Genomic DNA, 22,964 nt, shown 5'->3' on the forward strand with positions numbered 1-22,964 from the left:
ACTCTCGGGGGTAGGGCTTGGGCACAGCGACATCCTTCCAGCTCGCCCACAGGGCAAGCCATCTCAGATGTCACCTATCGGTGCAGCAGACCCGTTCTCCTCAACGGCATCCCGGTTCCGATATCTCACCGAGATCCTTCGAAGATCTTCCGGCAGGTGCTCAGAGATCATCTTGGCAAGCCGCTCAACGTCGTCGCGGTAGAGGACCACGCCGTCGACCCACGCGACTGAGTCCTTGCCTGCTGGTACGGCCATCAGATTCCTGTCAACTACGTCCGGTCCCATTTGGACCGCGCATTTCCAGTCTATGGCTGCCGTGACTAGCGAGCGGGACCCGGACTGCGGCGAAGCCGCTAGGCTGCGTCTCGAAGTAGGTTACGGTGTGTCAGTGATCGATAGATCGCGAGGTCTCCGGCACAGGGTTCATCGAGGAAGACGAACCCGCCGCCCGGAGACCTGTCGGGTTTGCGACAGGAAGCGGGACGGCCGGCACCGTCCTACCAATACGTACACTGTGGCGCGTGAGCGAGAAACTGAGACCCGGCTCAATTAGCGCGATAGCGACAATGCCGTCGGCCCGTTTGAATTTGGCCGACCTTGAATTTGTCGCGGATGCCGTGAGCGATCTGCGCCGAATTGCCCTAGCCTGGTCTAGTCGGGAGACGTACACGGTAACGGCTTCGAACCCCTCCGCGCAAAGCCCTTCGATTAGGGTCGTCCGTAACTTTGAGGCGAACTCCATTGCAGATTTTGCGATGCATGCGCCGCGGGGAAAGATTTACATCATGGAGGCGCGTTTTGAATCGTCTGAGGGCGCGGCCGTTTTAACGCTGGGCAAGGATCGCGAACTTGACCGCAATCTGCTGCTGAGTTTCGAGGGGATCGGTGAGGCTGTTCCCTCTTGGTTCGATGAAATCGTCAAAGAGATCGTTTCAGCGAAATTGATGAACGCTGGCATGCGCGTGATCTATCTGGTCATGCTGACTTGGGTGCCGGTGCTCTTACCCCCGATCGCCGCGTCGTGGGCTATCGCCTCTGGACGTTGGCAGCTAGGAGTTCCGGCACTGCTGTTCTTGTATATAGCAGGGTTCGCCTGGTTCGTGTATGCGATTTTTGCCCCGACGATCGTTCGCTTCATCCGCGCAAGCAGCTTGCGAGTGACTCCTCTCTTCGGCGCTGTCCCGCAGCCAGTCGCCCTTCCCTCTCCTTCTCGACTTGTCCCGATGTACTTTCGAGAGCTGCGGCAGGAGGCAAGAGTCGCTTTGAAGGCAGGTTGGCTGACGTTCAGACAGAGTGATCATCAGTTCAACGCCGTCCTGATCTCGGCAATGGCGCTGATTGTCGCAACACTGGCTTTGCTTCTTGATTTTTTCAAATAGGCAGCCACGGGCCGCCTGGGTAGGGGGACACGCCGGCCGATGCGGTCGAACGGTACAGCAGCGAAGTACAGCAACCGACCACACCGAGCGGAACCATGGCGACCACCATCAGACCATGGACCAGCGTTGTGACCCAAATGGGACCAAGTTGACGATCACTGGGGGTCAAGGGGGTCGTCGGTTCGAATCCGGCCGTCCCGACTCAGGTGAGGGGCCATCTCCGAAGATCGAGATGGTTCCTTTGTCGTACCTCAACTGCCGATCATTTACTCGCATCCCCGGCAATGCTTTGTGCGGGATTACGCGCGCGGAGAAGATCAATCAGCTCCGGAACGGTTATCGGAGACTGGCCGGTGTCCGAGGAGTTTGACTGTTCAGGTGTACTAAAAATGCTTTTGCCTAACGTCGTCAGCAGTTCTTGGCGGTTCTCAAGGTCGAGAGAATCTGCGAACGCTCGTACGGTTTTCAACTTGACCGCCACAAGCCCCAATGCCGCTTGCGCATCCCGGTGAAACCGCGATTGGCGTGACGAATGAATTGCAAATATGAGCAAGGGGATAGCTATCGTGATCCTCGTCGTCTCTTGCGCTGTCCAGTTCGCCTGGGGGGTTTGGGAGATCAGAAATGAGGCGAGCGCGACGGACGCGACGATGGACGTGCCGAACAGGACATTCCAGTGCAGGTAGCGCCGACCTTCGCGGGCTGCCCCTTCCTGGTAGTGTGCAGCAAGCTCGCTCTGCGCGACATCTCCGGCCGCCTCCTGGACGTCTCCAGCTATACGGCGCACTTCCCGGGCAGTCTCTGATAGCTCCGACCGCGTCAGGAGAAGGTCGAGATCTTCAATTCCATGCAGAATCTTCTCTCGCTCGAATTCCGCAGCCCTCCGACTAAATTCGAAATGCTGCGTGAAGTCGATGCTGCACTGCACGGCCGTCGCTGCAATCTTGGATATCGCCAAAATCGAGGATACAACCTCATGCATTGTTCCATAGAGAGCAAGCGTTTCGGTCGAGTGAATTGCTTTGTCGAGGCGCGCCAGCTCGTTATGTGCTTCGATTGACTCTTCATCGTCCTCGAAGACTCTTTTAATGGAGATGCGCAGTTTTGCTACATGATTACAGATCTTATCGGTAGCGTCGGAAGCAATGTTCCGATTTATTGAGACGGCGTCGGCTAGTCGTTCCAGCCCGTCCTCAAGCAACTCCTCGATGGGTACGAGACTGTCGGGCCCCGTCGAAGCAAGATTGTCGGAGCGTGTCTCAGTGACAAGATCCTCTGGCGTCTCGGTCACGCCTAGATGCTTGCACAGGCAGTCCAGTCCCTGGTCTTGCGACATGTCCGAGCCTCAGGTGATTGCACCTGCCCGCCATGGAGCGCCGCCGACGGGCGGGCGCGGGTACAGCAGCGATGTACAGCAACCGATGACACCGTGCCGAACCATGGCGACCACTAGCGGACCGTTGACCAGCGGGTCGAGCTGAACCACATCGCGTTGCCGATCTTTGGGGGTCAAAGGGCCGGCGGTTCGAATTCACCTGTCTCGACGCAGGCCAGAGGGGAAGTCGGAATCATGGCCGGCGACTTCGCTCTAAGCGATGTAGGCCGATGGCGGGAGTTCCATCCTGGCAAAATGTTCGCCCCTGATCCGATAGGGTTGCTGCCCCGGAGGGGCGGCCGCCGGTCGGCGTCCGGCGGCCGCCCCACGTCCGGTCAGCTGGCGTACACCTCCAGTGCCGCCAACTGCCCGGCCGGCCAGCCGGTGTTACCGGTAACGGTGATCCGCACATAACGAGCCTGCGCGGCCCCGAACGTCAACGTCACCGAGTTGCCCGTCGACGGGTCGAAGGTCCGCCCCGCCGCCCCAACCAGCGTCCCGAAGCTCGAACCGTCCGTGCTGCCCGTGACGGCAATCGTCTGCGTCCGAGCACCCCAGGCCGATGACGGCGGCAGCTTCAGCACCACCCGCCCGACCGTGCGGGCAGCGCCCAGGTCGACCTGCACCCACTGGGGGAAGGCGTTGTTGGCGCTCTCCCAGTAGCTGTTGGCGTCGCCGTCGACCACGTTGCCCGAGCCGTAGCTCTGCACGTGGCTGCTCTCCGAGGTGGACCGGCCGCGGGCGAGGTCCGAGTTGGTGGCGGCGTCGGTGGTCACCGTGACGGCGTTCGACGCGGACGAGGTGTTGCCGGCCGCGTCGCGTGCGACGACGGTGAAGGTGTACGAGGTGGACGCAGCCAGCCACTCACGGTCGCGGTGGTGCCCGTGACCGTGGCGACGACCGTGCCGCCCTGGCGCACCTGGTAACTCGATATGCTTCCGCGCCCGATACCTCTACGGCGATCCGACGACCAGCGATTGAGTCTTTTCTCTGGTGTGGATGGCCCGTGACCAACTAGACCGGCTGCCGATGTACACGTCGATGCGACTCAGGGTCGACCACGGATGCAGCGACTTTCGGTCCATTACGTCGGCTGAGCTGACAGTCGACGCTGAGTCCTGCCGATGGCATCTCGGAGCATCGGCTCAGCTCTCAGCCGGAACCGCGTCACGACATCGTCCGGCCCATAGCGCTGCCGAATCTCCGCCAACCTCTCATCGACGGTGAGGTCCTGGCCGTCCGGGCCAGTCGTCATGTCCGCGTGCCAGAGTGCATCCGAGGTCGCCGTCTCCTCGCGCGGGAACTCATCGGCTAGGGCCTGTCCCAGACCGCGCTCGTCTGCTTCGTGGACAGCGCAGGAGTGGTGGGCGACCAATGCAGCGACACGGTCTCCGAAGCCATGACTCCGAAGCCATCGCGCACCGTCAAGCGCGTGGGAACCCGTGTCGGCGACGTCGGGGGCATACCCGATGTCGTGCAGCCAAGCAGCCGCCGTCAGCAACTCCGCATCATCTCCGACCAGGCGTGCAAGCCCTTCCGCCTTCGCCGCCACTGCCTTCACATGAAGCCAGCGACGGGGTAGGGCATCTTGCAGATGACGCTGCGAAGTTGTCTCGGCTAACCCGGAGGACAGACTCACGCGGGAAGTCTAGAACCCTGGCCGGCGCCCCTGACGCCCTCGAAACGCCCTGATACGAAGGTGCGGCGGCCTACTCAGTACGAGATCAAGATGGGTGATCGTGCGACCTGCCAGAGTCGGCTCTTGACAGCGGAAGCGCCTCGACATCTCTCACCACTCCCTCGCCGTCCGTCGACCTATTGCGGAATAAATGCGGACTGCCACGTCAGGGCCGAGGCGACGCGCAGCCGATGTCATGTCGACCGGCGAGCGTACCCAAGAACCGCGTGAAGCCAGTGATCGAAGTACCGGTCCAACGCCGCGTCGTCCGCGAGGTCCAGAGCAAGCCATTCTTGAGCCGCACGAACCATCTCTAGGCTCGCCTTCTCCTCTTCCTCTGGCTTGAGTTCCACCCAGTCAGTGAACGCCGCCCACTGGAGGTACAGACTCATCCTCAGCGCGTCGTCGAGCTCCGGAGGCCCCACCTCCTCCCAGAGGTCGGCTGCCGCCTCGTAGGCGCGGTCCGCAACGAGGATCCGTTGGAACAAGCGGTTGACCTCGTCCAAGTCAAGCTCGGTGCCTTCGATGTAGCTGCTGGTCACGCTAGGAGCCTTTCACCTGACCCCCACATTGCAAAGATCATGCGGTCTATCGACGGGCGTCGGCTGTTGCGGCTGACCTGCACGGTCTGTCGGCTGCTCCCGCTCCCGCTCCCGTTCGTCGGCCGGCGTGGCTGTACGAGTGGCTATCCAGCCGTCGTCCCGGCTTCTCATACTCGACCGGTGATTGCTGCGGATCTTCCGGCCCGGTTCAGGCCTGGAATCGCCTCCTGAGGGAACCTGGCGCGTTGACAGTTCGTGCCCGCTGGCGCCAGCTAGGGAGAGTCGTTACTGGCCCGTCGATGGCCCGGCCGACGCTTCCTCGGCGGCCGGTCGGAGACGGTCCCACTGCACATCGAAACAGATCAGACCTCGGTCCGCGGCCATCCTCGCTGCCTCGGCAGACACCCCCTCACACATGCTGTAGCGCATGCCGAAGTAGATGATCGGTCCCGAGGCGTTATTGATCATCGGGCCGTCCGACCAAGGACTCACGTCCTCTTCGTCTTCGGTCATGTCGATCCACCGATCAAGCAGCGCGTCGACGTAGGCCCGGATGCGAGGAGTCGGCGGCCTATCGTGGTCCGCGTCGATGTAGTCGTCGTAGAACTGGCTGAAGATGCGCCTGCCCTCGACATCGTCTGCGGGCTGCTCGCCCTCCCACACTGCAAGGTCGTAAGTCACGTGGGGAGTGTGCCAGTGATGGCGGATCTCCTGTTCAGCCGCGGCAGTCAACGCCTGATTGGCGACCTTGGCAGCGTCACGGCCCGATGCCGGCGAAGGTGCGCCATCAGCTGCTCGCATCCGGCGGCGCGGACCTGCTCGGGCGTCTGATAATCGCTGGTGGTCTCATCGCCAGGCGCTTGACGGGAGGGGCGGCCGCCGGTCGGCGTCCGGCGGCCGCCCCACGTCCGGTCAGCTCGCGTACACCTCAAGTGCCGCCAGTTGCCCGGCCGGCCAGCCGGTGTTACCGGTAACGGTGATCCGCACGTAGCGAGCCTGCGCGGCGCTGAACGTCAGCGACACCGAGTTGCCCGTCGAAGGATCGAACGTCCGCCCCGACGCCCCGACCAGCGTCCCGAAGCTCGAACCGTCCGTGCTGCCGGTAACGGCGACGGTCTGCGTCCGAGCACCCCAGGCCGACGACGGCGGCAGCTTCAGCACCACCCGCCCGACCGTGCGCGCAGCGCCCAGGTCGACCTGCACCCACTGGGGGAAGGCGTTGTTGGCGCTCTCCCAGTAGCTGTTGGCGTCGCCGTCGACCACGTTGCCCGACCCGTAGCTCTGCACGTGGCTGCTCTCCGAGGTGGACCGGCCGCGGGCCAGGTCCGAGTTGGTGGCGGCGTCGGTGGTCACCGTGACGGCGTTCGACGCGGACGAGGTGTTGCCGCCCGCGTCGCGGGCGACGACCGTGAAGGTGTACGAGGTGGACGCGCTGAGCCCGCTCACGGTGGCGGTGGTGCCCGTGACCGTGGCGACGACCTCGCCGCCCTGGCGTACCTGGTAGCCGGTGACGCCCTTGTCGTCGGTCGACGCCGTCCACGCCAGGGAGACGCTGCTCGACGTCTTGGCGGACACAGCGAGATTGCTCGGGGCGGTCGGCGGGTTGTCCGTGGTGCCGCTGGAGCCGTACACCTCGACCTTGGCGAGCTGGCCCGCCGGCCAGCCGGTGTTACCGGCGATGCTCAGCCGGACGTAGCGGGCCGTGGTGGTCGTGAGCGTGCGGCTGACGGTGTTGCCGGTCGCCGGGTCGAAGGCGAACGCCGAGGCCCCGGTTATGGTCGAGAAGGAGCTGCCGTCGACGCTGCCCTGCACGGTGATGGTCTGGGTACGCGCGCCCCAGCCGGCGGGGAGCCGCACCACGAGCCGGCTGACCTGCTGGCTGGCGCCCAGGTCGACCTGCCACCACTGCGGGAACGCGCCGCTGCCGCTCTCCCAGTAGCTGCCGGCGTCGGAGTCCACCGCGTTCGACGCCGTGAACGATCCGTTCTGGCTGCTGGCCGAGGCGGACCGGCCGGCCGCGAGGTCGCCGCTGGTCGGGGGCGGGGTGCCGACAGTCGGCGGGGTGGGGCGTGTGGCGGTGAGGGCGAGCTGGCCCTTGAGCATCCGGCCACCGTCGCCGGTGATGCGCAGGTAGTAGTCGGAGGAGCAGGCGACGCCGTCCTCGTCCAGGGCCCGGATGTTCGCGCCGGCCGGGGTGGTCGCCTGCGTCTCGGACGTCTTGGCGATCTGGTTGCCCTCGTTGTACTCGTCGAACATCGACACGTAGAGGCCCTGGGAGCCGAGCCGGACCATGTTGTAGATGTGCCGCCAGTAGAAGTCGCCGTGCTTGCGGTGCCCGCCGGCGAGGTCGCCGGGCATCACGCAGGGCAGATAGTCGATGCCGCGGGCCGCGCAGTCGGCCATGTCGCCGACGTTGACGTTGTTGTAGTACGAGTCCAGCTCCTCGACGGTCCTGGCCCGGTAGACCATCCACGGTGAGATCGCGTGGAACGCGTGGTAGACGTCGAGGAAGCCGGCGCGGGAGTCCTCGATCCCCTGCCGCCACCAGGTGGGCACGCCGCCGATGACGTAGCAGCCCTGCGCCTTGAACCAGTTGATGACCTCCAGGCAGGGCCCGGGGGTGAAGGGGCGACTCGGCTCGCTGAAGCCGAAGCCCCAGATGCAGACGACGGGCTTGCCGTTCTGGCGGGCGTACGCGCTGGACGCGGTGTGCGTCGACATCTTCGTCAGCCAGTCGGTCTTGATGTCGGACTGCATGGTGAGCCAGTCGGTGACGTCGTACATGATGTAGAACTTGCGGCTGTAACGCTCGGCCGCCGAGCGGACCTTGAGCGTCATGGCGTCGCGGGTCGGCCCCTCGTCGCCCGTCGGGTTGAAGCGTTGCAGGGCGGCGGTGTCGCAGCCGTACTCCTGCATCCAGCGGAAGTGGGTGTCCACGGTCTGCTGGTCGTAGGAGGAGAAGAGGGTGGCCGGCGACCCGTTGCCCAGGTTCGGGTACGCGGTGGGATAGCTGCGCGTGTACTCGCGCATGTCCGGCCAGGACACGATCGTGGTGTTGCTGGGCGAGGGCGGCTGGAACCGGTCGCGGCTCCAGTGCCACCAGCCGCCGATCGGCGCGGAGTCGCCGGGGGCGCTGAACCAGCCCTGGTAGCCGACAGTGACCTTGCCGACCACGTCCCCGGGAGGACTGGCGGCCTGGGCGGGGCTGGCGAGGAGCTTCGTGGTGGAGGCGGCGGCGAGGGCGGAGCCCGCCAACACGGACGTGACGAACCTGCGGCGGGTTACCGCCATGGGGACCACTCCTTCGGGACGGAAGGCATTGACGGCCATCGTGGCAGTTCCGAATGCGCTTCAGCAAGAGTGGGACTTATCGATGCAAAAATTCGTCAGGTTCCGGGAAGCAGCGCGAGCCTGTCATGTTTCGTGCCTTGAAAGTGCCGCTTGGATGTTTTGTACGTTTTATTCTTTTTTGATGGACATAGCAGCTCGTTGGTTGGTGACCGGAGCGCACGGCATGCTGGGTCGGGACATGGTCGACGCGCTCGCACACCACCCCGGCGCGTCCGTCACCGTCGCCGACCACGCCACGCTCGACGTCACCGATCCCGCGGCGGTCGCGCGCCTCGTGCCGGGCCACGACATCGTGGTCAACGCCGCCGGCTGGACGAATGTGGACGCCGCCGAGGAGGCCGAGGACGAGGCGACAGCCGTCAACGGCACGGCCGTGGGCCACCTGGCGCGGGCCTGCGCGGGCTCCGGGGCCTGCCTGCTGCACATCTCGACCGACTACGTCTTCGGCGGCGCCGCCCGCAGCCCCTACCAGGAGCACGAACCCACCGGTCCGGTTAACGCGTACGGCAGGAGCAAACTCGCCGGCGAAGAGGCGCTGCGGCAGTTCCTGCCCGAGCAGGGGTACATCGTCCGTACTGCCTGGCTGTACGGCGAACACGGGCGCAACTTCGTCGCCACCATGCTCGCCCAGGCCGCCGAGTCCCGCGTGGTGCGGGCGGTGGCGGACCACACCGGCCAGCCGACCTGGAGCCGGGCGCTGGCCCGGCAGTTGGTGGAGCTGGGCCAGGCGGCCCACGCCGGGGTGGCACCGCCGGGGATCTACCACGGCACCAGCACGGGCCACTCGACCTGGTACGACCTGACCCGTGCGCTGTTCGACCTTGCCGGGCTGGACCCGGAGCGGGTCCAGCCCGTGTCGCACACGATGTTTCCCCGCCCCGCGCAGCGTCCCGCCTACGGCGTGCTGGGGCACGGGCGGTGGCGGGTGGCCGGGGTGAGCCCGCAGGCGCCGTGGCGGGAGCAGCTCGAGGAAGCGTTGCGGACACCGGTGTTCGCCGCTCTCGCCGGGACCGCCCGCGCCCGCTCACCGCGCCTCGAGACGTCGGGGCGGTAACCGCACGGCGCGGGCGTCCCGACGCCTTACTGGGTCGCCGCCACCGGGTCGAGGTCGCGCGCCTGGGTGAGGACCCGGCCGCCGTGGCGACGACGGGCGTCCCGCACCGTCATCCGCACACCCTCGGTGAGGCCGACCTTCGGGTACCAGCCGAGCAGCTCACGGGCCTTGCGGATGTCGAGCGCCATGGCGCGTACCTCCCCCGGCCAGGGCAGCGGCTCGTAGCGGGGCGCGGCCTCCACGCCGCACGCGTCCCGGACGGCGTCGTACACCTCGTTGATGCTCGTCTGCCGCCCGGAGGCGATGTTGACCATCCCCGCCCCCGGGTGGTGCGAGGCGACGGCAACCGCCTCGGCGACGTCACTGACGTGGATGAAGTCACGGGTCTGCGCGCCGTCGTCGTAGATGACCACCTGCCGACCACGGACCAGGGCATCCGCCATGAGGGACACGACACCGCAGTCGCCGCCCTCCTGCCGGGGGCCGTAGACATTGCCCAAGACCATCGAGGTGTACGCCAGGCCGTGCTGCCGCCCGTACCAGTCGAGGTAGTGCGCGGCGGCGGCCTTGCTGATGCCGTACGGGCTGACCGGCGCGATCGCGTGGTCCTCACGGATCGGCAGCTCGTTGGCGGGGACCCCGCCGAAGATGGCGCTGCTGGCCGCATTGATGACCAGCCGTACCCCGCTGCGGACGCAGGCGTCGAGCACGTTGACGGTGCCGAACACGTTCACGTCGGCGTCGTACAGGGGTGAGCGGCGGGCCGCGGGAACGCTGGGCTGCGCGGCCAGGTGCACCACCACCTCGGGCTGCCACTGGTGCACGATCTCCAGCCCCTCTGGAGTGCGGATGTCGCCGGTCACCACGTCGGCCTCGGTCAGCCCGCCGTACGCGGCGTCGGCGAGGTTCTCCAACCGCCCGGTGGTGAAGTTGTCGAGGACGCGCACCTCGCTTCCCATCAGCATCATCCGGGCGACCACGTGGCTGCCGATGAAGCCGGCGCCGCCGACCACCAGAACGCGACGGGGCACCGGGATTGCCGACGGTTCGGGACCGACGGCGATGTCTGGCAGGACCATCTGGAACTCCTCGGTACGACAGGGCCGTCGGTCGGTGCCGACAACCCGGGCTCGGGCCATCAGCGCGGACCTAGAACGCCTGAAAGGGAACCTTTCACCACCCAGGTTGCCGTCATATAGCCATGCTCGTCCCCAGAATCCTTTTTTTGTCGTTTTGACCCTCTTGGGGTTTTTGTCCTTGAGACTTGCTCCCGGGGTGCTGGCTGGCATGCCCGCGAGTCCCTTACCGAGGAGGTCGACGCGTTGAGGAAGACCCGGGGTCCCATCGCTGCGGGCCACTCTCCGGCGTCGCTCCACCGCGCCGACGTCCCGACCGGTATCGGTGCGGTGTCGCGGTCACCGGCGGGAGTCCACCAGGTGTCCGTCCACCGCGCCGAGCGGCGCGAGCGGGCCCCGAGGCCGGATCAGAGCAGCCGGCGGGTACGCGTGGTCGTCATCGAGCCGAACGACGTCGCTGCCGTGCCCGACCGGCTCGACGAGGAGTTCGACGTCGCCGCCCGGCTGCCGATGCCGCCGCGCGCCGAGGACGTGGCGGCGGTCCTCACCCGTGTCCGCCCACGACTGCTGCTGCTCAAGCACTCCCTGGAGAGCGTCGACGAGCGCCTGATGACCAGTTGCCTGAGCGCCGGAGTCGAGATCCTGGTGTTGGCACGACCGGTCTACGGCCTGCTGCGCGCGCCGGCGATGGCCCGTTTCGGCGGGCTGCCCTGGATCCGCCTCGGCTCCGGCGCGGGCCGACCTCGGCACGAACGCCTCAAGCGGGCCTTCGACCTCGCCGTGATCCTGCTCAGCGCCGTCGTGGTGATCCCGCTGATCGCGGCGATCACCGCCGTGGTCTCGTTCACCGGTCCGCCGTTCTACCTCCAGGAGCGCGTCGGCGCGGGCGGCCGGCTGTTCCGGCTGGTCAAGTTCCGGACCATGCGGGTCGGCGCGGAACAGGCCACCGGACCCGTCCTCGCCCAGCCGGACGACGCCCGGATCACCCGGCTCGGACGCTGGCTACGACGCTCCCGTCTCGACGAGCTGCCCCAACTGTGGAACGTCGTACGCGGCGAGATGAGCCTCGTCGGCCCACGCCCCGAACGCCCGGAGTTCATCGCCGGCTTCGAACGCCTGCCGCACTACGACCTGCGGCACCTGATCCGTCCGGGGCTGACCGGCATCGCGCAGCTCACCGGCGGCTACGCGGCCACCGTGGAGGACAAACTCCGCTGCGACCTGCTCTACCTCAACTGCCGCTCGATGCGGGTCGACCTGGCCCTGCTGCTGCTGACCGTCGTCGAGCTGTTCCGGGGGTTCCCCCGTGGGTAGCGCCACCGACACGGTCGACACCCGGGTCACCCGCAACACGGCCAGCATGCTGGGCGCGCGGGTGGTCATGGCGGTGTCCGGGCTGGTCTCGGTGCCGGTCGTCTACCAGAGCCTCGGGTCCCGCGAATTCGGCGTCTGGATCGTGCTGGCCGGCCTGCTGGCCATGGCCGCACTGGTCGATCTCGGACTCGGCTCCGCGCTGGTGCGCGAGGTCGCCAAGGCCGTGAGCGCGGCGGACCGTGACCTGGTGCGCCGGCTACAGGGGCTGACGCTGGGCTGGGCCGCGCTGCTCGGACTGCTCACCGTGGGGGCGCTCGGCGTCTGCTGGCCGTGGCTCACCGGGCTGCTGCGGCTGGGCGACCTCGCCGACGAGGCCTGGCACGCCACGCTCTGGCTGGTCCTCGGCCTGGTGGCCGGTGCCGTCGAGCTGCCCTGGCGTGCCGTGCTCGAAGGCGGCCAGCGGTACGGGTCGCTCGCCGCGATCAGCGCCAGCACCGCCGTGCTCGGCGCCGCACTGGCAATCCTGGTGGTACGCCTCGGCGGCGGCCTGGCGGCGCTGGCCGCCTCCGCCGCCGCGACCGGCGCGATCCGTACGCTCCTGCTCGCCGGGGCCGCCCACCGGCAACGCCCGGACCTGTCGCCACGCTGGGGACGGCTGGGCCTGCCCGACGCACGCCGGATCGGCGGCTACGGCATGCGGGTGCAGGTGTCCGCCGGGGCCGGCATGGTCAACGTGGAACTCGACCGCCTCGTCCTCGCCGGGGTCTTCGGCCCCGCCGTCGCCGGCGACTTCGACCTGGGCAGCCGCCTGCTCAACCTGCTGCGCCTACCACCGAGTCTCGCCCTCGTCGTGCTGTTCCCGGCCGCTGTCGCCCGCTCGGTCAACCGCGGCGCCGGCATGTCGGACCGGTTCTACCTGGCGGCCACCCGATACCTGGCGCTGTTCCTCGCCCCGTCCGCCGCGGCCCTGATGGTCAGCGCCGACCCACTGGTCCGGCTCTGGCTGGGACACCAGGTCCCCTGGGCCACGGTGAACATCCTCGTGCTCACCCCCGCCTACGCCCTCAACCTGATCAGCGGGGCGACCACCATCATGGCCCGGGCCGAGGGCCGACCCGGGCTGGAGACGCGGTACGTGCTGCTCTCCGTCGTGCTCAATGTGGCCCTCACGGTGCCGCTGATCTGGCTCTGCGGGCCGCTGGGCGTACCCCTGTCGACAGCCCTGGCCGTGGTGCTCAGCACCGCGTACTTCCTGGTCTACTTCCACGCGGCGACGGCCCGGCGGCTGACGCCGCTGGTACGGGTGATCTGGCCGCCGATCGCCGTGGCGGTCGCGGCCGGACTGGTTGCCAGCGCGGCGAGCCGCTACCTGCCGGACGGCCCCGGGCGACTCGACGCCGCCCTCGCCGTCTCCAGCCGCGCGGGCCTGACCCTGCTCGTCGCCGCCGCGTTGCTGGCCGTCGGCGGACACCTCAGCGCGAGCGACCGGACGCGGCTGCGCCGGCTGTTGCGTGCTCCCTCGGCCGTCCTGGCCCCGACGGCAGGTGGCCCGCGATGAGCGTGGACCGCAGTACCGCCCGGTGCCTCGTCTGTGGGCCGCGGCAGGACCACCGACCCGAACTCGGTGGGCTGCTGCGCCGCTGCGCGGCCTGCGGGTTCGCCTGGACCGCGCAGGAGCAGGCCGAGGCGGACGGGCGCTACGACGAGGACTACTTCGCCGACGGCGGCTACGACGACTACTTCCGGGCCGGACCACGCCGGTTCGAGGCGGGCCGGCGGCTGCGGTGGCTGCTCTCGGCAACCCGACCCACCACCCTCATCGAAGCCGGCTGCGCCGGCGGCTACTTCCTCGAAGCCGCCCACCACGCCGGCATCAACGCCACCGGCATCGAAGTCAGCCGCGCCGCCGCCCAGTACGCCCGCGACCACCTCCATATGCCCGTCCGCCAGGGCTACTTCGAAACCATCGCACCCACCCTCACCGCCGACACCATCTGCGCCTTCCACGTCCTCGAACACGTCCAAGACCCCCGCGCCTTCCTGCACGCCGCCCACACCGCCCTCACCCCCGGCGGCTGGCTCGCCCTCGAAGTCCCCAACATCGCCTCCGCCGCCGCCCACCGACTCGGCACCGACTGGCCCGGCCTCCAGCCGCGCTACCACCGCTGGCACTTCACCCCCGCGACGCTGACCCGGCTCGTGACCGACGCCGGCTTCGAGGTGGTCCGGCAGGACACGGCGGTCTTCCGCTACTACATGCCGCTGCGCTACCGGCTGCGGCACGCGCGACACCTCCTACCCGCCGACCTGATCGGGCTCCGCTCACCGCGGCTGACCCATCCGCGCCTCGGCGACCTGCTCCGGGTGATCGCCCGGACGCCACAACACCGACGGAGTACCCGATGAAACTTGATGGGATCGAGCTGGTCCGGTGCCGGCTCTGCGGCCGCGCCGGCGGGCACTCGCCGACGCTCGGCGACCTGCTGTGGAGCTGCCCCGACTGCGGCTTCGTCTGGACGGCCGGCGACGCGCCGGACCCGGAGGAGTTGTACGACGAGGCGTACTACACCACCGACGGGTACCAGGAGTACTTCGCCTCGGCCGGTCAACGCCGGTTCGAGGCCGCCCGGCGGCTGCGGTGGCTGCTCTCGGCAACCCGACCCACCACCCTCATCGAAGCCGGCTGCGCCGGCGGCTACTTCCTCGAAGCCGCCCACCACGCCGGCATCAACGCCACCGGCATCGAAGTCAGCCACGCCGCCGCCCAGTACGCCCGCGACCACCTCCACATGCCCGTCCGCCAGGGCTACTTCGAAACCATCGCACCCACCCTCACCGCCGACACCATCTGCGCCTTCCACGTCCTCGAACACGTCCAAGACCCCCGCGCCTTCCTCCATGCCGCCCACACCGCCCTCACCCCCGGCGGCTGGCTCGCCCTCGAAGTCCCCAACATCGCCTCCGCCGCCGCCCACCGACTCGGCACCGACTGGCCCGCCATCGCTCCGGCGTACCACCGGTGGCACTTCACCCCGGACACGCTCACCCAGATGCTGGTGGAGACCGGTTTCCGGGTCATCTCCCACGACACGGTCTTCTCGCGGTTCTACTGGCGACCGGCTGCCCGACTGCGCAACGCACGGAACCTCCTGGTCGCCGACGTCGCCGCCAGCCGTTCACCCCGGGTGACGCACAGCCGGCTCGGCGACCTGCTGCGGATCTTCGCCCGTCGGGACGACCGGAGCGTGTCGTGATGGGCACCCCACTGCTGTCGGTCCTGCTGATCAGTTGGAACACGCGCGAGCAGACCCGGCAGTGCCTGGAGTCGCTGGCCGCGACCGCCCCCGCCGACCTGGACTACGAGGTGGTGGCCGTCGACAACGCCTCCTCCGACGGCTCGGCCGACATGCTCGCCGACCAACCTCGGGTCCGCCTGATCCGCAACAGCCACAACACCGGCTTCGCAGCCGCCGTGAACCAGGCGTACCGGCGGTCGACCGGGCAGTTGGTCCTGCTGCTCAACAGCGACATCCGGTTCCACCCGGGCGCGCTGTCCCGGATGGTCGACCATCTGCGGGAACGGCCGGACGTGGCCGGAGTCAGCCCGCTGTACCTCAACCCGGACGGCACATTCCAGCAGCACTACGTTCAGCAGCCCAGCTTCGCCGCCAGCATCGCGCTGGTCACCGCGCTGCGCCGCGTGCCCGGGTTCCGCCAGGCGCTGCACCGGTTCCAGATGCGCGGCGAGGACTTCAGCCGCCCCCGGCAACTCGCCTCCGGTAGCTGCATGCTGCTGCGCCGTTCGGTGCTCGGACGACAGACCATCTTCGACGAGACGTTCCCGGTCTACTGGAACGACGCCATCCTGGCCCGTCAGCTCCAGCAGGCCGGTCACCAACTGTGGATGCTCCCCGACGCGGTGGTGACCCACAGCCGAGGGGCGTCCTGCCGGCTGCTCGGGCCGGCCATCCGCTTCCGACACCTCCTGGGCAGCATGGTCGGCTACCTGCGGACGACCCAACCCCGGCACCGGATGGCGGTGTTCCAGGCCGTCCTGCTCGTCGACCACCTGGTCAAGCGGCTGTTCGGCCGACACGTCCAGCTGGGTATGGCCGACCTGCTCGCCGCCCTGCGCGGCGACGTCGGTCCGCTGCCCGACGGCGACACCCGCGACTGGGTGGTGCTGTTCAGCCGCAACCGCTGGTCGGTCGAACGACACCAGACCGAATTGGAGCAGCTGGCGACCGGGCAGCGGTTGCTCTTCGTCGACCCGCCGGGCCGTCGTCCCCGCTGGCGGTGCGAGATGACCCCGATCGGCTCGACGGCCTGGCGCGCCGTCGCGCCGACCGCGCTGCCGCTGGGTGACGCGTTGCCACCGGTGAACTGGATCAACCGCCGGATCGCGGCCGGCGCCCTGCGGCGCTGGCTGGACCGACAGGCCGGCGCTCGCCTGCTGCGGCTCGACGACGAGCGCGCCCGACCCGTGCTGGGCCGGCTCGGCGAGGACGAGGTGCTGCCCACCGTGGCACCCCGACCGATGCAGGGGTCGCGCCGTGGTTGAGAGCACGCTTCGCCCATCCGCGCCGACCGACGACTCCACGGTCACCGACGACCGGGACTGGGTGGTCGTCTTCAGCGGCACCCCGTGGGCCAACGGCGCCCACCGTCAGCACGCCCTGGCGCGCGAGCTGACCGTCGACCACCGGGTGCTCTTCGTCGATCCCGCCGGGCACCTCCCCCGCTGGCGGCTGCGCGTCCGCCAGGTGGCCGACGGCCTGTGGCAGTGCGCCGGGCCCGCGCTGCTGCCGCTCGGCCGGCACCTGCCGCCGGTCAACCGGATCAACCGCTGGTTCGCCGCGCTCCGGCTCCGCCGCTGGTTCCGCCGGCATGCCGATTCGGTACGACTGCTGTGGCTGGACGAGGACCTGGCCGCGCCGGTCGCCGCCCGACTGGACGCGTCCGCCGTGGTGTACGACGCCACCGACCTGGACTGGACGTTCACGAGACGCTGGAACCGTCGGCACCTGCGGCGGGCGTTGGACTCCGCCGTCGGCGCGGCCGACCTCGTCCTCGCCTCGTCCAGCGCGCTACCGGAACGGATGCCCGCCGTCGACCCCGCGCCCGTGGTGCTGGCCAACGGATGCGATCCGGAGCACTTCTCGCCGGACGGCCCCGTCGCGCCCTGGTTGACCGGGATGCGCCGGCCACTGATCGGTTACAGCGGGGCGGTCGACACCCGCGCCTTCGACGGGGACCTGGTCGCCGAGGTCGCCCGGGCGCACCCCGAGTGGACCTTCGTGCTGATCGGCCCGTCCACCCGTGCCGGCCGCGCCCCGCTGCTGCACCTGTCCAACGTGCACCTGGTGGACGCCGTCGGCTTCGCCGAGGTGCCGAACATCCTGCGCGCCTGCGACGTCACCGTCATCCCCTACCGGGTCGGCAGCCTCGTCGACTACGTGCACCCGAAGAAGTGCTACGAGTACCTGGCCCTCGGCAAGCCCGTCGTCGCGACACCGCTGCCCGCGCTGCGGGCACTGGCCGACGTCATCGCCCTCGCCGACGACGCGGAGGGCTTCGCCGCCGCCATCGACGCTGCGCTGGACGGTGCTGACGCCCCCGAGCAGGTGGCCCTACGTCGGGCGGTCGCCACCCGCAACAGCTGGTCGATCCGGGGTGTGCGGCTGCGCTCACTGCTGGCGGGGTTGCCGCGATGAGAGTGCCGATCGTCGCACCGACCGTGCTCCTCGGCGGCGCCGGGCTCGGTGCCCTGGTCACCGTGGTCACCCTGCTGCCCGGGCCGGTCGGACTGGCCGCCGCCGCCGGCGTACTCGCCTGTGGCGTCTTCCTGCTCTGGCCCTGGGCGGTGCTGCCGGTCGGCATCATCGGCGGCGCCGTGATCGGTGCCGTGCTCAGCGGCGGCGACGTCCGGGGATTCATCGCGGTGAAGGTGCTGCTGCTGGCCGCCGGCGGTGCCGCGCTGGCCGTGCGGCACTGGCTGCGGGTGGAGGGGCCGACTCGGCGTACCCCCGCCGACCTGGGCATGCTGACCCTCATCGGGTTGACCGTCGTGGCCGCGGTCTACGGCCTGGCCGTCGGCAACCGCTCCGGGGAGGTGCTGGTCGCCGCGTACCAGATGGCCACGATCCCGGTGTACTTCTTCGTCGCGACCCACACCCTGACCACGGCCCGGCGGATCCTGGCGGCCGGGGTCCTGTACGTGGTGCTGGCGGGCACCTTCACCGCCCTCTCGGTCACCACGCCGGGACGGCACGGCGGACTCATCACCCTGATGGCGGTCCCGCCGCTGATCTGGGCCGCCGGTCGACTGCGCGGGTGGCGCCGCAACGGCGTCCTCCTGCTCGCCGGGTTCTTCGCCGTCGACGTCCTGCTGGCGTCGTACCGGGGAATCTGGCTCGCCGCCGCGCTGGCCCTGCTGGTCATGCTGGTCCGTGGTGGTCGGGCCGTCCGCACCGGCCTGGCCGCGACCGCCGCCGCCGCGGTCGCGGTGGCGGCGGTCCTCGCCCTGCAACCGGGGGTACGGGATCGGGCCGGCGAGATCGCCAAGGGCCTGGCGCAGTCGGCCGGCTACCGGGGTGCGGAGTCGTCGGTGGGCCTGGGTGTCTTCGCCGACCAGCCGCTGGTCGGCGCCGGCCTCGGCCAGAGCACGCCGGGCGTCTACCTGTCGGGCTTCACCCTCACCGACGTCGGGCCGGTCTACCACGCCTTCTACGTCACGGTACTGGCGAACCTCGGACTGGTCGGCCTCCTGCTCGTGCTCTGGCCGATCCTGCGCAGCATCCGCGTCGGCCTGCGCAGCCGGGACGGGATCACCCTGCCGTTCGCGGCGCTGTCCTGCGGCTTCCTGGCCGCCGCGGTCTTCGCGGCGCCGACCGACGGGCACTGGGAACTGGGCCTGTTGCCGGCACTGACCCTGCTTGCCGCACAACGGGACGGTGCGCCGCTCCGACGATTCGCGGGAGCGCCGCTCCTGCACCGTCCGCTGCACCGGACGGGAGTCACGGTATGAGTAACGCCGACGCCACCGCCGTCGTGGTGACCCACAACTCGGAGCGGCAGATCGTCGCCGCCCTGACCGCGCTGCGGCAGGAGGGACTGCCGGTACGACTGGTGGACAACGCCTCCACCGACGGCACGGTCGCGCTCGTCCGACACCGTTTCCCGGAGGTGACGGTCCTCGCCAGCACCACCAACACCGGCTTCGCCAGCGCGGTGAACCGGGCCGCTGCCGGGATCGACACCGACGTCGTACTCCTGGTCAACCCGGACTGCGTGGTCACCCCCGGCATGGCCGCGGAGCTGGTCCGGGTCATCAGGAGTCGACAGTCGGTGGGCATCGCGGGACCACGGCTCGTCGACGCGCACGGCCGGATCGCGATCAGCGCGCACCGGTTCGAGTCCCTCGGCACGGTGCTGGCCAGCCGTTTCGGTGGCTCGCTGGCGCCGGTCGCGCTGCGCCGGCTGCTCAGCGGCCGGCAGCGCCGGGCCGCCTACGACGCCTGCGTACGGGGAGCGCAGCCGGTGGCGGTGGACTGGGTCTCCGGGGCCTGCCTGGCGGTACGCACCGACCTGTTCGAGGCGGTCGGCGGGCTCGACGAGGGCTACTTCCTGTACTACGAGGACGAGGAGCTGTGCCTCCAGGCCGCCCGGCGCGGCGCCGAGGTGCTGTACGTGCCGTCGGTGACCGCCCTGCACACCGGTGGCGCGAGCAGCTCCGATCCGGCCTGGATCTGGCCCCACCTGTACCGCAGCATGCTGCGGTACTTCGCCCGGCACCGAGCCGGCACCCTGCACGCCGTACGCGGTGTCGTGCTGCTGCGCGCCCTGATCGGTATCGGCCTGGCCGGTGTGCGGATGCCCCTGCAACCCCGAGCCGGGACGGCGCGGTTGCGGGCCTGGACCCGCATCGGCCGGATCGCGGTCACCCGAGGAGAGACGAGAGGAGGAGCGTGATGCACGTCCTGATCACGGTGGCCGGCAAGCGCACCGAACACTGGACGGACCTGTTCGACGTGCTGTGTGAACAGCCCGACGTCACCCTGACCGTACTCGCCGCGGACGTGTCTCCGGTGACACGACGCGAGCTGGCCCGGCTCAGTGCGCGACACCGCCGACTGCGGTACCACGTCGTCCCGCACCTGCTCGGCGAGTCGCTGACCGGACACATGGCCTCGGTGCTGTTCCGTGTCCCCGGCGGCCACGACGTGACCACTACCCGCCCCGACATCCTGCATGTCATCGGCGAGGCGGCCTACCTCACCACCTGGCAGGCCCTGCGGCTGCGTCAACGCTGCTGGGCCGGGGTGCCCACCACCCTGTACGCCGCGCAGAACGTTGTGACCCGGTTCCCGGTGCCCTTTCCCCGGATCGAGCGACAGTCCTATCTGTCCGTCGACCACGCCTTCCCGATCACGCCGGCCGCGCTGCACGTGCTGCGCGTCAAGGGCTACCGCGGCCCGGCCACGATCGTCCCGCTCGGTGTGGACACCCGGGTCTTCCGCCCGTTGCCCACCGATCCGGCGATGCGCCCGTTCACCGTCGGATTCGTCGGACGGTTCGAGCCGCACAAGGGCGTGACCGACCTGCTGCGCGCCGCCGAGCTGATCGACTGCGACGTGTCGCTGGTCGGGGACGGCAGCCTGCGCGGCGAGATCGAACGGGCGGCCGCGCGACGGCCCGGCCGGGTGCACCGGCACGGCTGGGCCGGGCACGCCGAACTGCCCGGGTTGCTGAACCGGATGGACACGTTGGCGATGCCGTCGGTCGAGGTCGTGCAGCGCAACACCCTGCCCTGGGTCGGCATCCCGTTGCGCGAACAGTTCGGCCGGGTGCTGGTCGAGGCCATGGCCTGTGGCGTGCCGGTCGTGGGCAGCGACGTCGGCGAGATTCCCTACGTGGTGGGCGACGCCGGCCTGATCTTCCCCGCTGGCGACGTACCCGCGCTGGCGGCCCGCCTCGCGCTACTGCGCGACGATCCCTCACTCGCCGGCCGGCTGGCGAACCAGGGGCTGCACCGAGCGGACGCCGAGTTCGACTGGGACCGCATCGCCGACACCCTCTGCGCCACCTGGCGCGGGCTGCTGTCCCCCACCCGCCCCTTTCGCACTCCGCCCGCCGAGGCCGGGCATTCAACAAGAGAGGCAATCGCCTGATGAGCGCGTCGATAGATGTCAAGGGTCTGCTCGGTGCCTCGTGGCGCCGCGTGGGCGTACCGCTGATCGGCCTGTGCGCGGGCCTGGCCGCCGCCCAGGGGGTCACCGCACTCCTACCGGCCCGTTACGAGGCCGAGGCGTCCGTGCTGGTCAGCGCCGAACAGACCGACGAGAGCCGACCCGCGGACCTGGCTCTCGCGCAGAACCTCACACCCACCATCGCCCGGCTCGTCGGCTCCCGTGAGGTCGCGATCGAGACGGCGCGCACGCTGCGACTGCCCGAGCACGCGGTACTCGGCCACGTCAGCGGTGAGTACGAACTCGGCCTCCAGATCATCACCGTGCACGCGAGTGCCGGTTCCGGGGCGCAGGCCGCCGCTATCGCGAACGTGGCCTCCCGTGCCGCCAGCGAACGCCTCAGCAAACTGGAGATGGGCGGCCCGACCAGAATCAGCGCCCGGGTGCTCGACACCGCCAGCACGCCGGCCATCCCCGCCTTCCCGAAACCGATGTTGAACGGCGTGCTCGGGGCCCTGGCCGGGCTTCTGGCCGGCTGGGGCGCGACGCTCCTACGCGACCGGTTCGACAGTCGACTACGCGACGTCGGGCAGGTCGAGACGCGCCTGGGCCTGCCGGTCCTCGGCGTGCTGCCGAAGCTACCGCGCCGGTTCTCCCGCCACCACGCCAGCGCGCTCTACGCGCGCACCGACGTCACCGACGCCGTACGCGCCACGATCTCGACGCTCAGTGTGCTCACCGCCCCGCTGCCACGCCGGAGGCTGCTGGTCACCAGCGCCCACGACGACGACGGCAAGGCGCTGGTGACCGCGCTGCTCGGTCTCGGCCTGGCCGACGAGCACTGCCGGGCCACCCTGGTGGACGGGGCGGTACGGGACCCGGTGTTGTCCGGCCACTTCCCGGAGGCGCCACACACCTGGCAGCAGGTCCTGGCGCAGAAGTGCTCTCCGGTGCGTCTGGTCGACTTCCCCACCCTGACGGTGCTGCCGGCCGAGCCCCGCGAGGGCGCCGACACGCGGGCCCTGCACGACCTGGGCGGGCTTCTCAACACGTTGGGCGAGGACGAGGACTGCGTACTCGTGCACGCGCCGCCGATCCTGGCGGGACGGGAGATCTCCGCCTTCGCCCAGCACGCGGACGGTGTGCTGCTGGTCATCCGGGCTGGCCGGACGAACCTCGACGACGGTACGCGGGCAGCCCGGCTCGTCCAGCGCCTCGGACTTCCCCTGGCCGGTGTCGTGGTGATCGGCGCGGAGGCGCGGACGGACAACCGCGCGGCCGCGCAACAACCGGCCCCGCCTCTGGACGCCGTCCAGGACACGCTGTCGCTGCCGTCCGCGAGGTCGGGCGCCGTCATCCGGGAGTTGGTCAGCGCGCTCGTCGAGGACTCGTCGGGTAGCAGTGGCGGTCGGCATCGCCGGCAGGCCGCAGAGCCGGGCGGATCGGGTCGCGCGCCCGGAAGCGGCAAGACGGTCGAGGGCACCGCGGTCGAACGGCCGACTCCGGTCGAGCGGTCGACGCCGACCGACCGGACCGCCCCGGCCGAGCGGTCGCCGGCCTCCCACGCGGCGTTCGTGTCCACCCGCGTCGAGGACGCCATCACCGAGCCCAACCCGGTGGTGACCGACGTCCCGCAGCGCCCCGAGCAGGCGGCGACGCCGCGCGTCCAACCCGGACAGGCGGATGGGTCGCCGACCCGGGGCAGCGCCGCCGGAGTGAGCGTGCTCGGCCGGCCACTGGCCCGGCCCGAGGCGACCTGGCGGACGGCGATGACCGAGTCCGTCGCGTCGCCGTCGTCGCCGCAGACACCCATTCCCGACCCGACGGGTCGGTGGTCGTCCTACGGGCAGGAGCTACTGCCCGCCGGGCGACCGAGTACGGAACGACTCTCGTCCACGTCCATCGTGCTGCGCCGGGCAGTCGCCGTCGGCGACTCCGAACGCTGGGGCTGACGCACGAGGGACGGCTGGCCGCACGCCCCATCGGACCGCCAGTTGCCGATCACAG

20 protein-coding genes are annotated in these 22,964 nt (G+C 69.5%); 12 read left to right on the forward strand and 8 right to left on the reverse strand.

The genetic code is table 11. From position 1 onward, the window contains the following. Nucleotides 1–63: 63 nt before the first annotated feature. On the reverse strand, nucleotides 64–255 hold the full coding sequence (locus ABZU91_RS21920; protein ID WP_355243343.1) for a hypothetical protein: 192 nt from the start codon (nucleotides 253–255) through the stop codon (nucleotides 64–66). Nucleotides 256–521: 266 nt separating this feature from the next. Between ABZU91_RS21920 and ABZU91_RS21925 the strand changes: the two genes are divergently transcribed. After that, the gene (locus ABZU91_RS21925) at nucleotides 522–1,379 is read left to right on the forward strand and encodes a hypothetical protein (protein WP_355243346.1); all 858 of its coding nucleotides are present in this window, start codon (nucleotides 522–524) and stop codon (nucleotides 1,377–1,379) included. A 262-nt stretch (nucleotides 1,380–1,641) separates the two neighbouring features. On the opposite strand, the gene ABZU91_RS21930 is transcribed toward ABZU91_RS21925, so the two are convergent. The 6 genes from ABZU91_RS21930 to ABZU91_RS21955 all read right to left on the reverse strand — a co-directional run bounded on the left by ABZU91_RS21930 (nucleotide 1,642) and on the right by ABZU91_RS21955 (nucleotide 8,265). Continuing rightward, complete coding sequence (locus ABZU91_RS21930; protein ID WP_355243349.1) at nucleotides 1,642–2,670, reverse strand: hypothetical protein; 1,029 nt, start codon at nucleotides 2,668–2,670, stop codon at nucleotides 1,642–1,644. Nucleotides 2,671–3,089: 419 nt separating this feature from the next. Further along, a complete protein-coding gene (locus ABZU91_RS21935; protein ID WP_355243352.1) occupies nucleotides 3,090–3,530 on the reverse strand; it encodes a discoidin domain-containing protein in 441 nt (146 codons plus the stop codon). A gap of 308 nt (nucleotides 3,531–3,838) precedes the next feature. After that, nucleotides 3,839–4,393: an HDIG domain-containing metalloprotein gene (locus tag ABZU91_RS21940; RefSeq protein ID WP_355243354.1), complete on the reverse strand. Its 555-nt coding sequence runs from the start codon at nucleotides 4,391–4,393 to the stop codon at nucleotides 3,839–3,841. Nucleotides 4,394–4,626: 233 nt separating this feature from the next. Further along, nucleotides 4,627–4,974 carry a hypothetical protein gene (locus ABZU91_RS21945; RefSeq protein WP_355243357.1) on the reverse strand — a complete coding sequence of 116 codons (348 nt, stop codon included), beginning with the start codon at nucleotides 4,972–4,974 and terminating at the stop codon, nucleotides 4,627–4,629. A 285-nt stretch (nucleotides 4,975–5,259) separates the two neighbouring features. After that, complete coding sequence (locus ABZU91_RS21950; RefSeq protein ID WP_355243360.1) at nucleotides 5,260–5,655, reverse strand: hypothetical protein; 396 nt, start codon at nucleotides 5,653–5,655, stop codon at nucleotides 5,260–5,262. A gap of 231 nt (nucleotides 5,656–5,886) precedes the next feature. Beyond that, nucleotides 5,887–8,265: a discoidin domain-containing protein gene (locus tag ABZU91_RS21955; protein WP_355243363.1), complete on the reverse strand. Its 2,379-nt coding sequence runs from the start codon at nucleotides 8,263–8,265 to the stop codon at nucleotides 5,887–5,889. A 181-nt stretch (nucleotides 8,266–8,446) separates the two neighbouring features. Between ABZU91_RS21955 and rfbD the strand changes: the two genes are divergently transcribed. After that, nucleotides 8,447–9,379 (forward strand): dTDP-4-dehydrorhamnose reductase, encoded by a 933-nt coding sequence (rfbD, locus tag ABZU91_RS21960; RefSeq protein WP_355243366.1) that lies wholly within the window; start codon nucleotides 8,447–8,449, stop codon nucleotides 9,377–9,379. Nucleotides 9,380–9,405: 26 nt separating this feature from the next. Here rfbD and ABZU91_RS21965 read toward each other — a convergent pair whose 3' ends face one another. Then, complete coding sequence (locus tag ABZU91_RS21965) at nucleotides 9,406–10,458, reverse strand: NAD-dependent epimerase/dehydratase family protein (RefSeq protein WP_355243369.1); 1,053 nt, start codon at nucleotides 10,456–10,458, stop codon at nucleotides 9,406–9,408. A 357-nt stretch (nucleotides 10,459–10,815) separates the two neighbouring features. On the opposite strand from ABZU91_RS21965, the gene ABZU91_RS21970 reads away from it, so the two are divergent. From ABZU91_RS21970 to ABZU91_RS22015, 10 genes are read left to right on the forward strand one after another with little or no spacing between them, the layout of a single operon-like run. Next, entirely contained in the window at nucleotides 10,816–11,769 is a 954-nt protein-coding gene (locus ABZU91_RS21970; protein WP_355243372.1) for a sugar transferase, read from the forward strand. Then, nucleotides 11,762–13,327 (forward strand): lipopolysaccharide biosynthesis protein, encoded by a 1,566-nt coding sequence (locus ABZU91_RS21975; RefSeq protein ID WP_355243375.1) that lies wholly within the window; start codon nucleotides 11,762–11,764, stop codon nucleotides 13,325–13,327. The genes ABZU91_RS21970 and ABZU91_RS21975 overlap by 8 nt, the downstream gene beginning before the upstream one ends. Further along, nucleotides 13,324–14,175, forward strand: a complete 852-nt coding sequence (locus ABZU91_RS21980; protein WP_355243378.1) for a class I SAM-dependent methyltransferase — start codon at nucleotides 13,324–13,326, stop codon at nucleotides 14,173–14,175. The genes ABZU91_RS21975 and ABZU91_RS21980 overlap by 4 nt, the downstream gene beginning before the upstream one ends. Beyond that, nucleotides 14,172–15,023, forward strand: a complete 852-nt coding sequence (locus tag ABZU91_RS21985) for a class I SAM-dependent methyltransferase (protein ID WP_355243381.1) — start codon at nucleotides 14,172–14,174, stop codon at nucleotides 15,021–15,023. Before ABZU91_RS21980 ends, ABZU91_RS21985 begins: the two co-directional genes overlap by 4 nt. Continuing rightward, on the forward strand, nucleotides 15,023–16,330 hold the full coding sequence (locus tag ABZU91_RS21990) for a glycosyltransferase family 2 protein (protein WP_355243384.1): 1,308 nt from the start codon (nucleotides 15,023–15,025) through the stop codon (nucleotides 16,328–16,330). The genes ABZU91_RS21985 and ABZU91_RS21990 overlap by 1 nt, the downstream gene beginning before the upstream one ends. Further along, nucleotides 16,323–17,483 carry a glycosyltransferase gene (locus ABZU91_RS21995; protein ID WP_355243387.1) on the forward strand — a complete coding sequence of 387 codons (1,161 nt, stop codon included), beginning with the start codon at nucleotides 16,323–16,325 and terminating at the stop codon, nucleotides 17,481–17,483. The genes ABZU91_RS21990 and ABZU91_RS21995 overlap by 8 nt, the downstream gene beginning before the upstream one ends. After that, nucleotides 17,480–18,796, forward strand: coding sequence for an O-antigen ligase family protein (locus tag ABZU91_RS22000; protein WP_355243389.1), 1,317 nt, complete (start codon nucleotides 17,480–17,482; stop codon nucleotides 18,794–18,796). The genes ABZU91_RS21995 and ABZU91_RS22000 overlap by 4 nt, the downstream gene beginning before the upstream one ends. Continuing rightward, on the forward strand, nucleotides 18,793–19,740 hold the full coding sequence (locus ABZU91_RS22005) for a glycosyltransferase family 2 protein (protein WP_355243392.1): 948 nt from the start codon (nucleotides 18,793–18,795) through the stop codon (nucleotides 19,738–19,740). Before ABZU91_RS22000 ends, ABZU91_RS22005 begins: the two co-directional genes overlap by 4 nt. Next, nucleotides 19,740–20,939 carry a glycosyltransferase gene (locus ABZU91_RS22010; RefSeq protein WP_355243395.1) on the forward strand — a complete coding sequence of 400 codons (1,200 nt, stop codon included), beginning with the start codon at nucleotides 19,740–19,742 and terminating at the stop codon, nucleotides 20,937–20,939. Before ABZU91_RS22005 ends, ABZU91_RS22010 begins: the two co-directional genes overlap by 1 nt. Then, a complete protein-coding gene (locus ABZU91_RS22015) occupies nucleotides 20,939–22,909 on the forward strand; it encodes a hypothetical protein (RefSeq protein ID WP_355243398.1) in 1,971 nt (656 codons plus the stop codon). The genes ABZU91_RS22010 and ABZU91_RS22015 overlap by 1 nt, the downstream gene beginning before the upstream one ends. Nucleotides 22,910–22,964: the final 55 nt, after the last annotated feature.

Source organism: Micromonospora sp. NPDC005174, assembly GCF_040608495.1.
Classification (GTDB): domain Bacteria; phylum Actinomycetota; class Actinomycetes; order Mycobacteriales; family Micromonosporaceae; genus Micromonospora.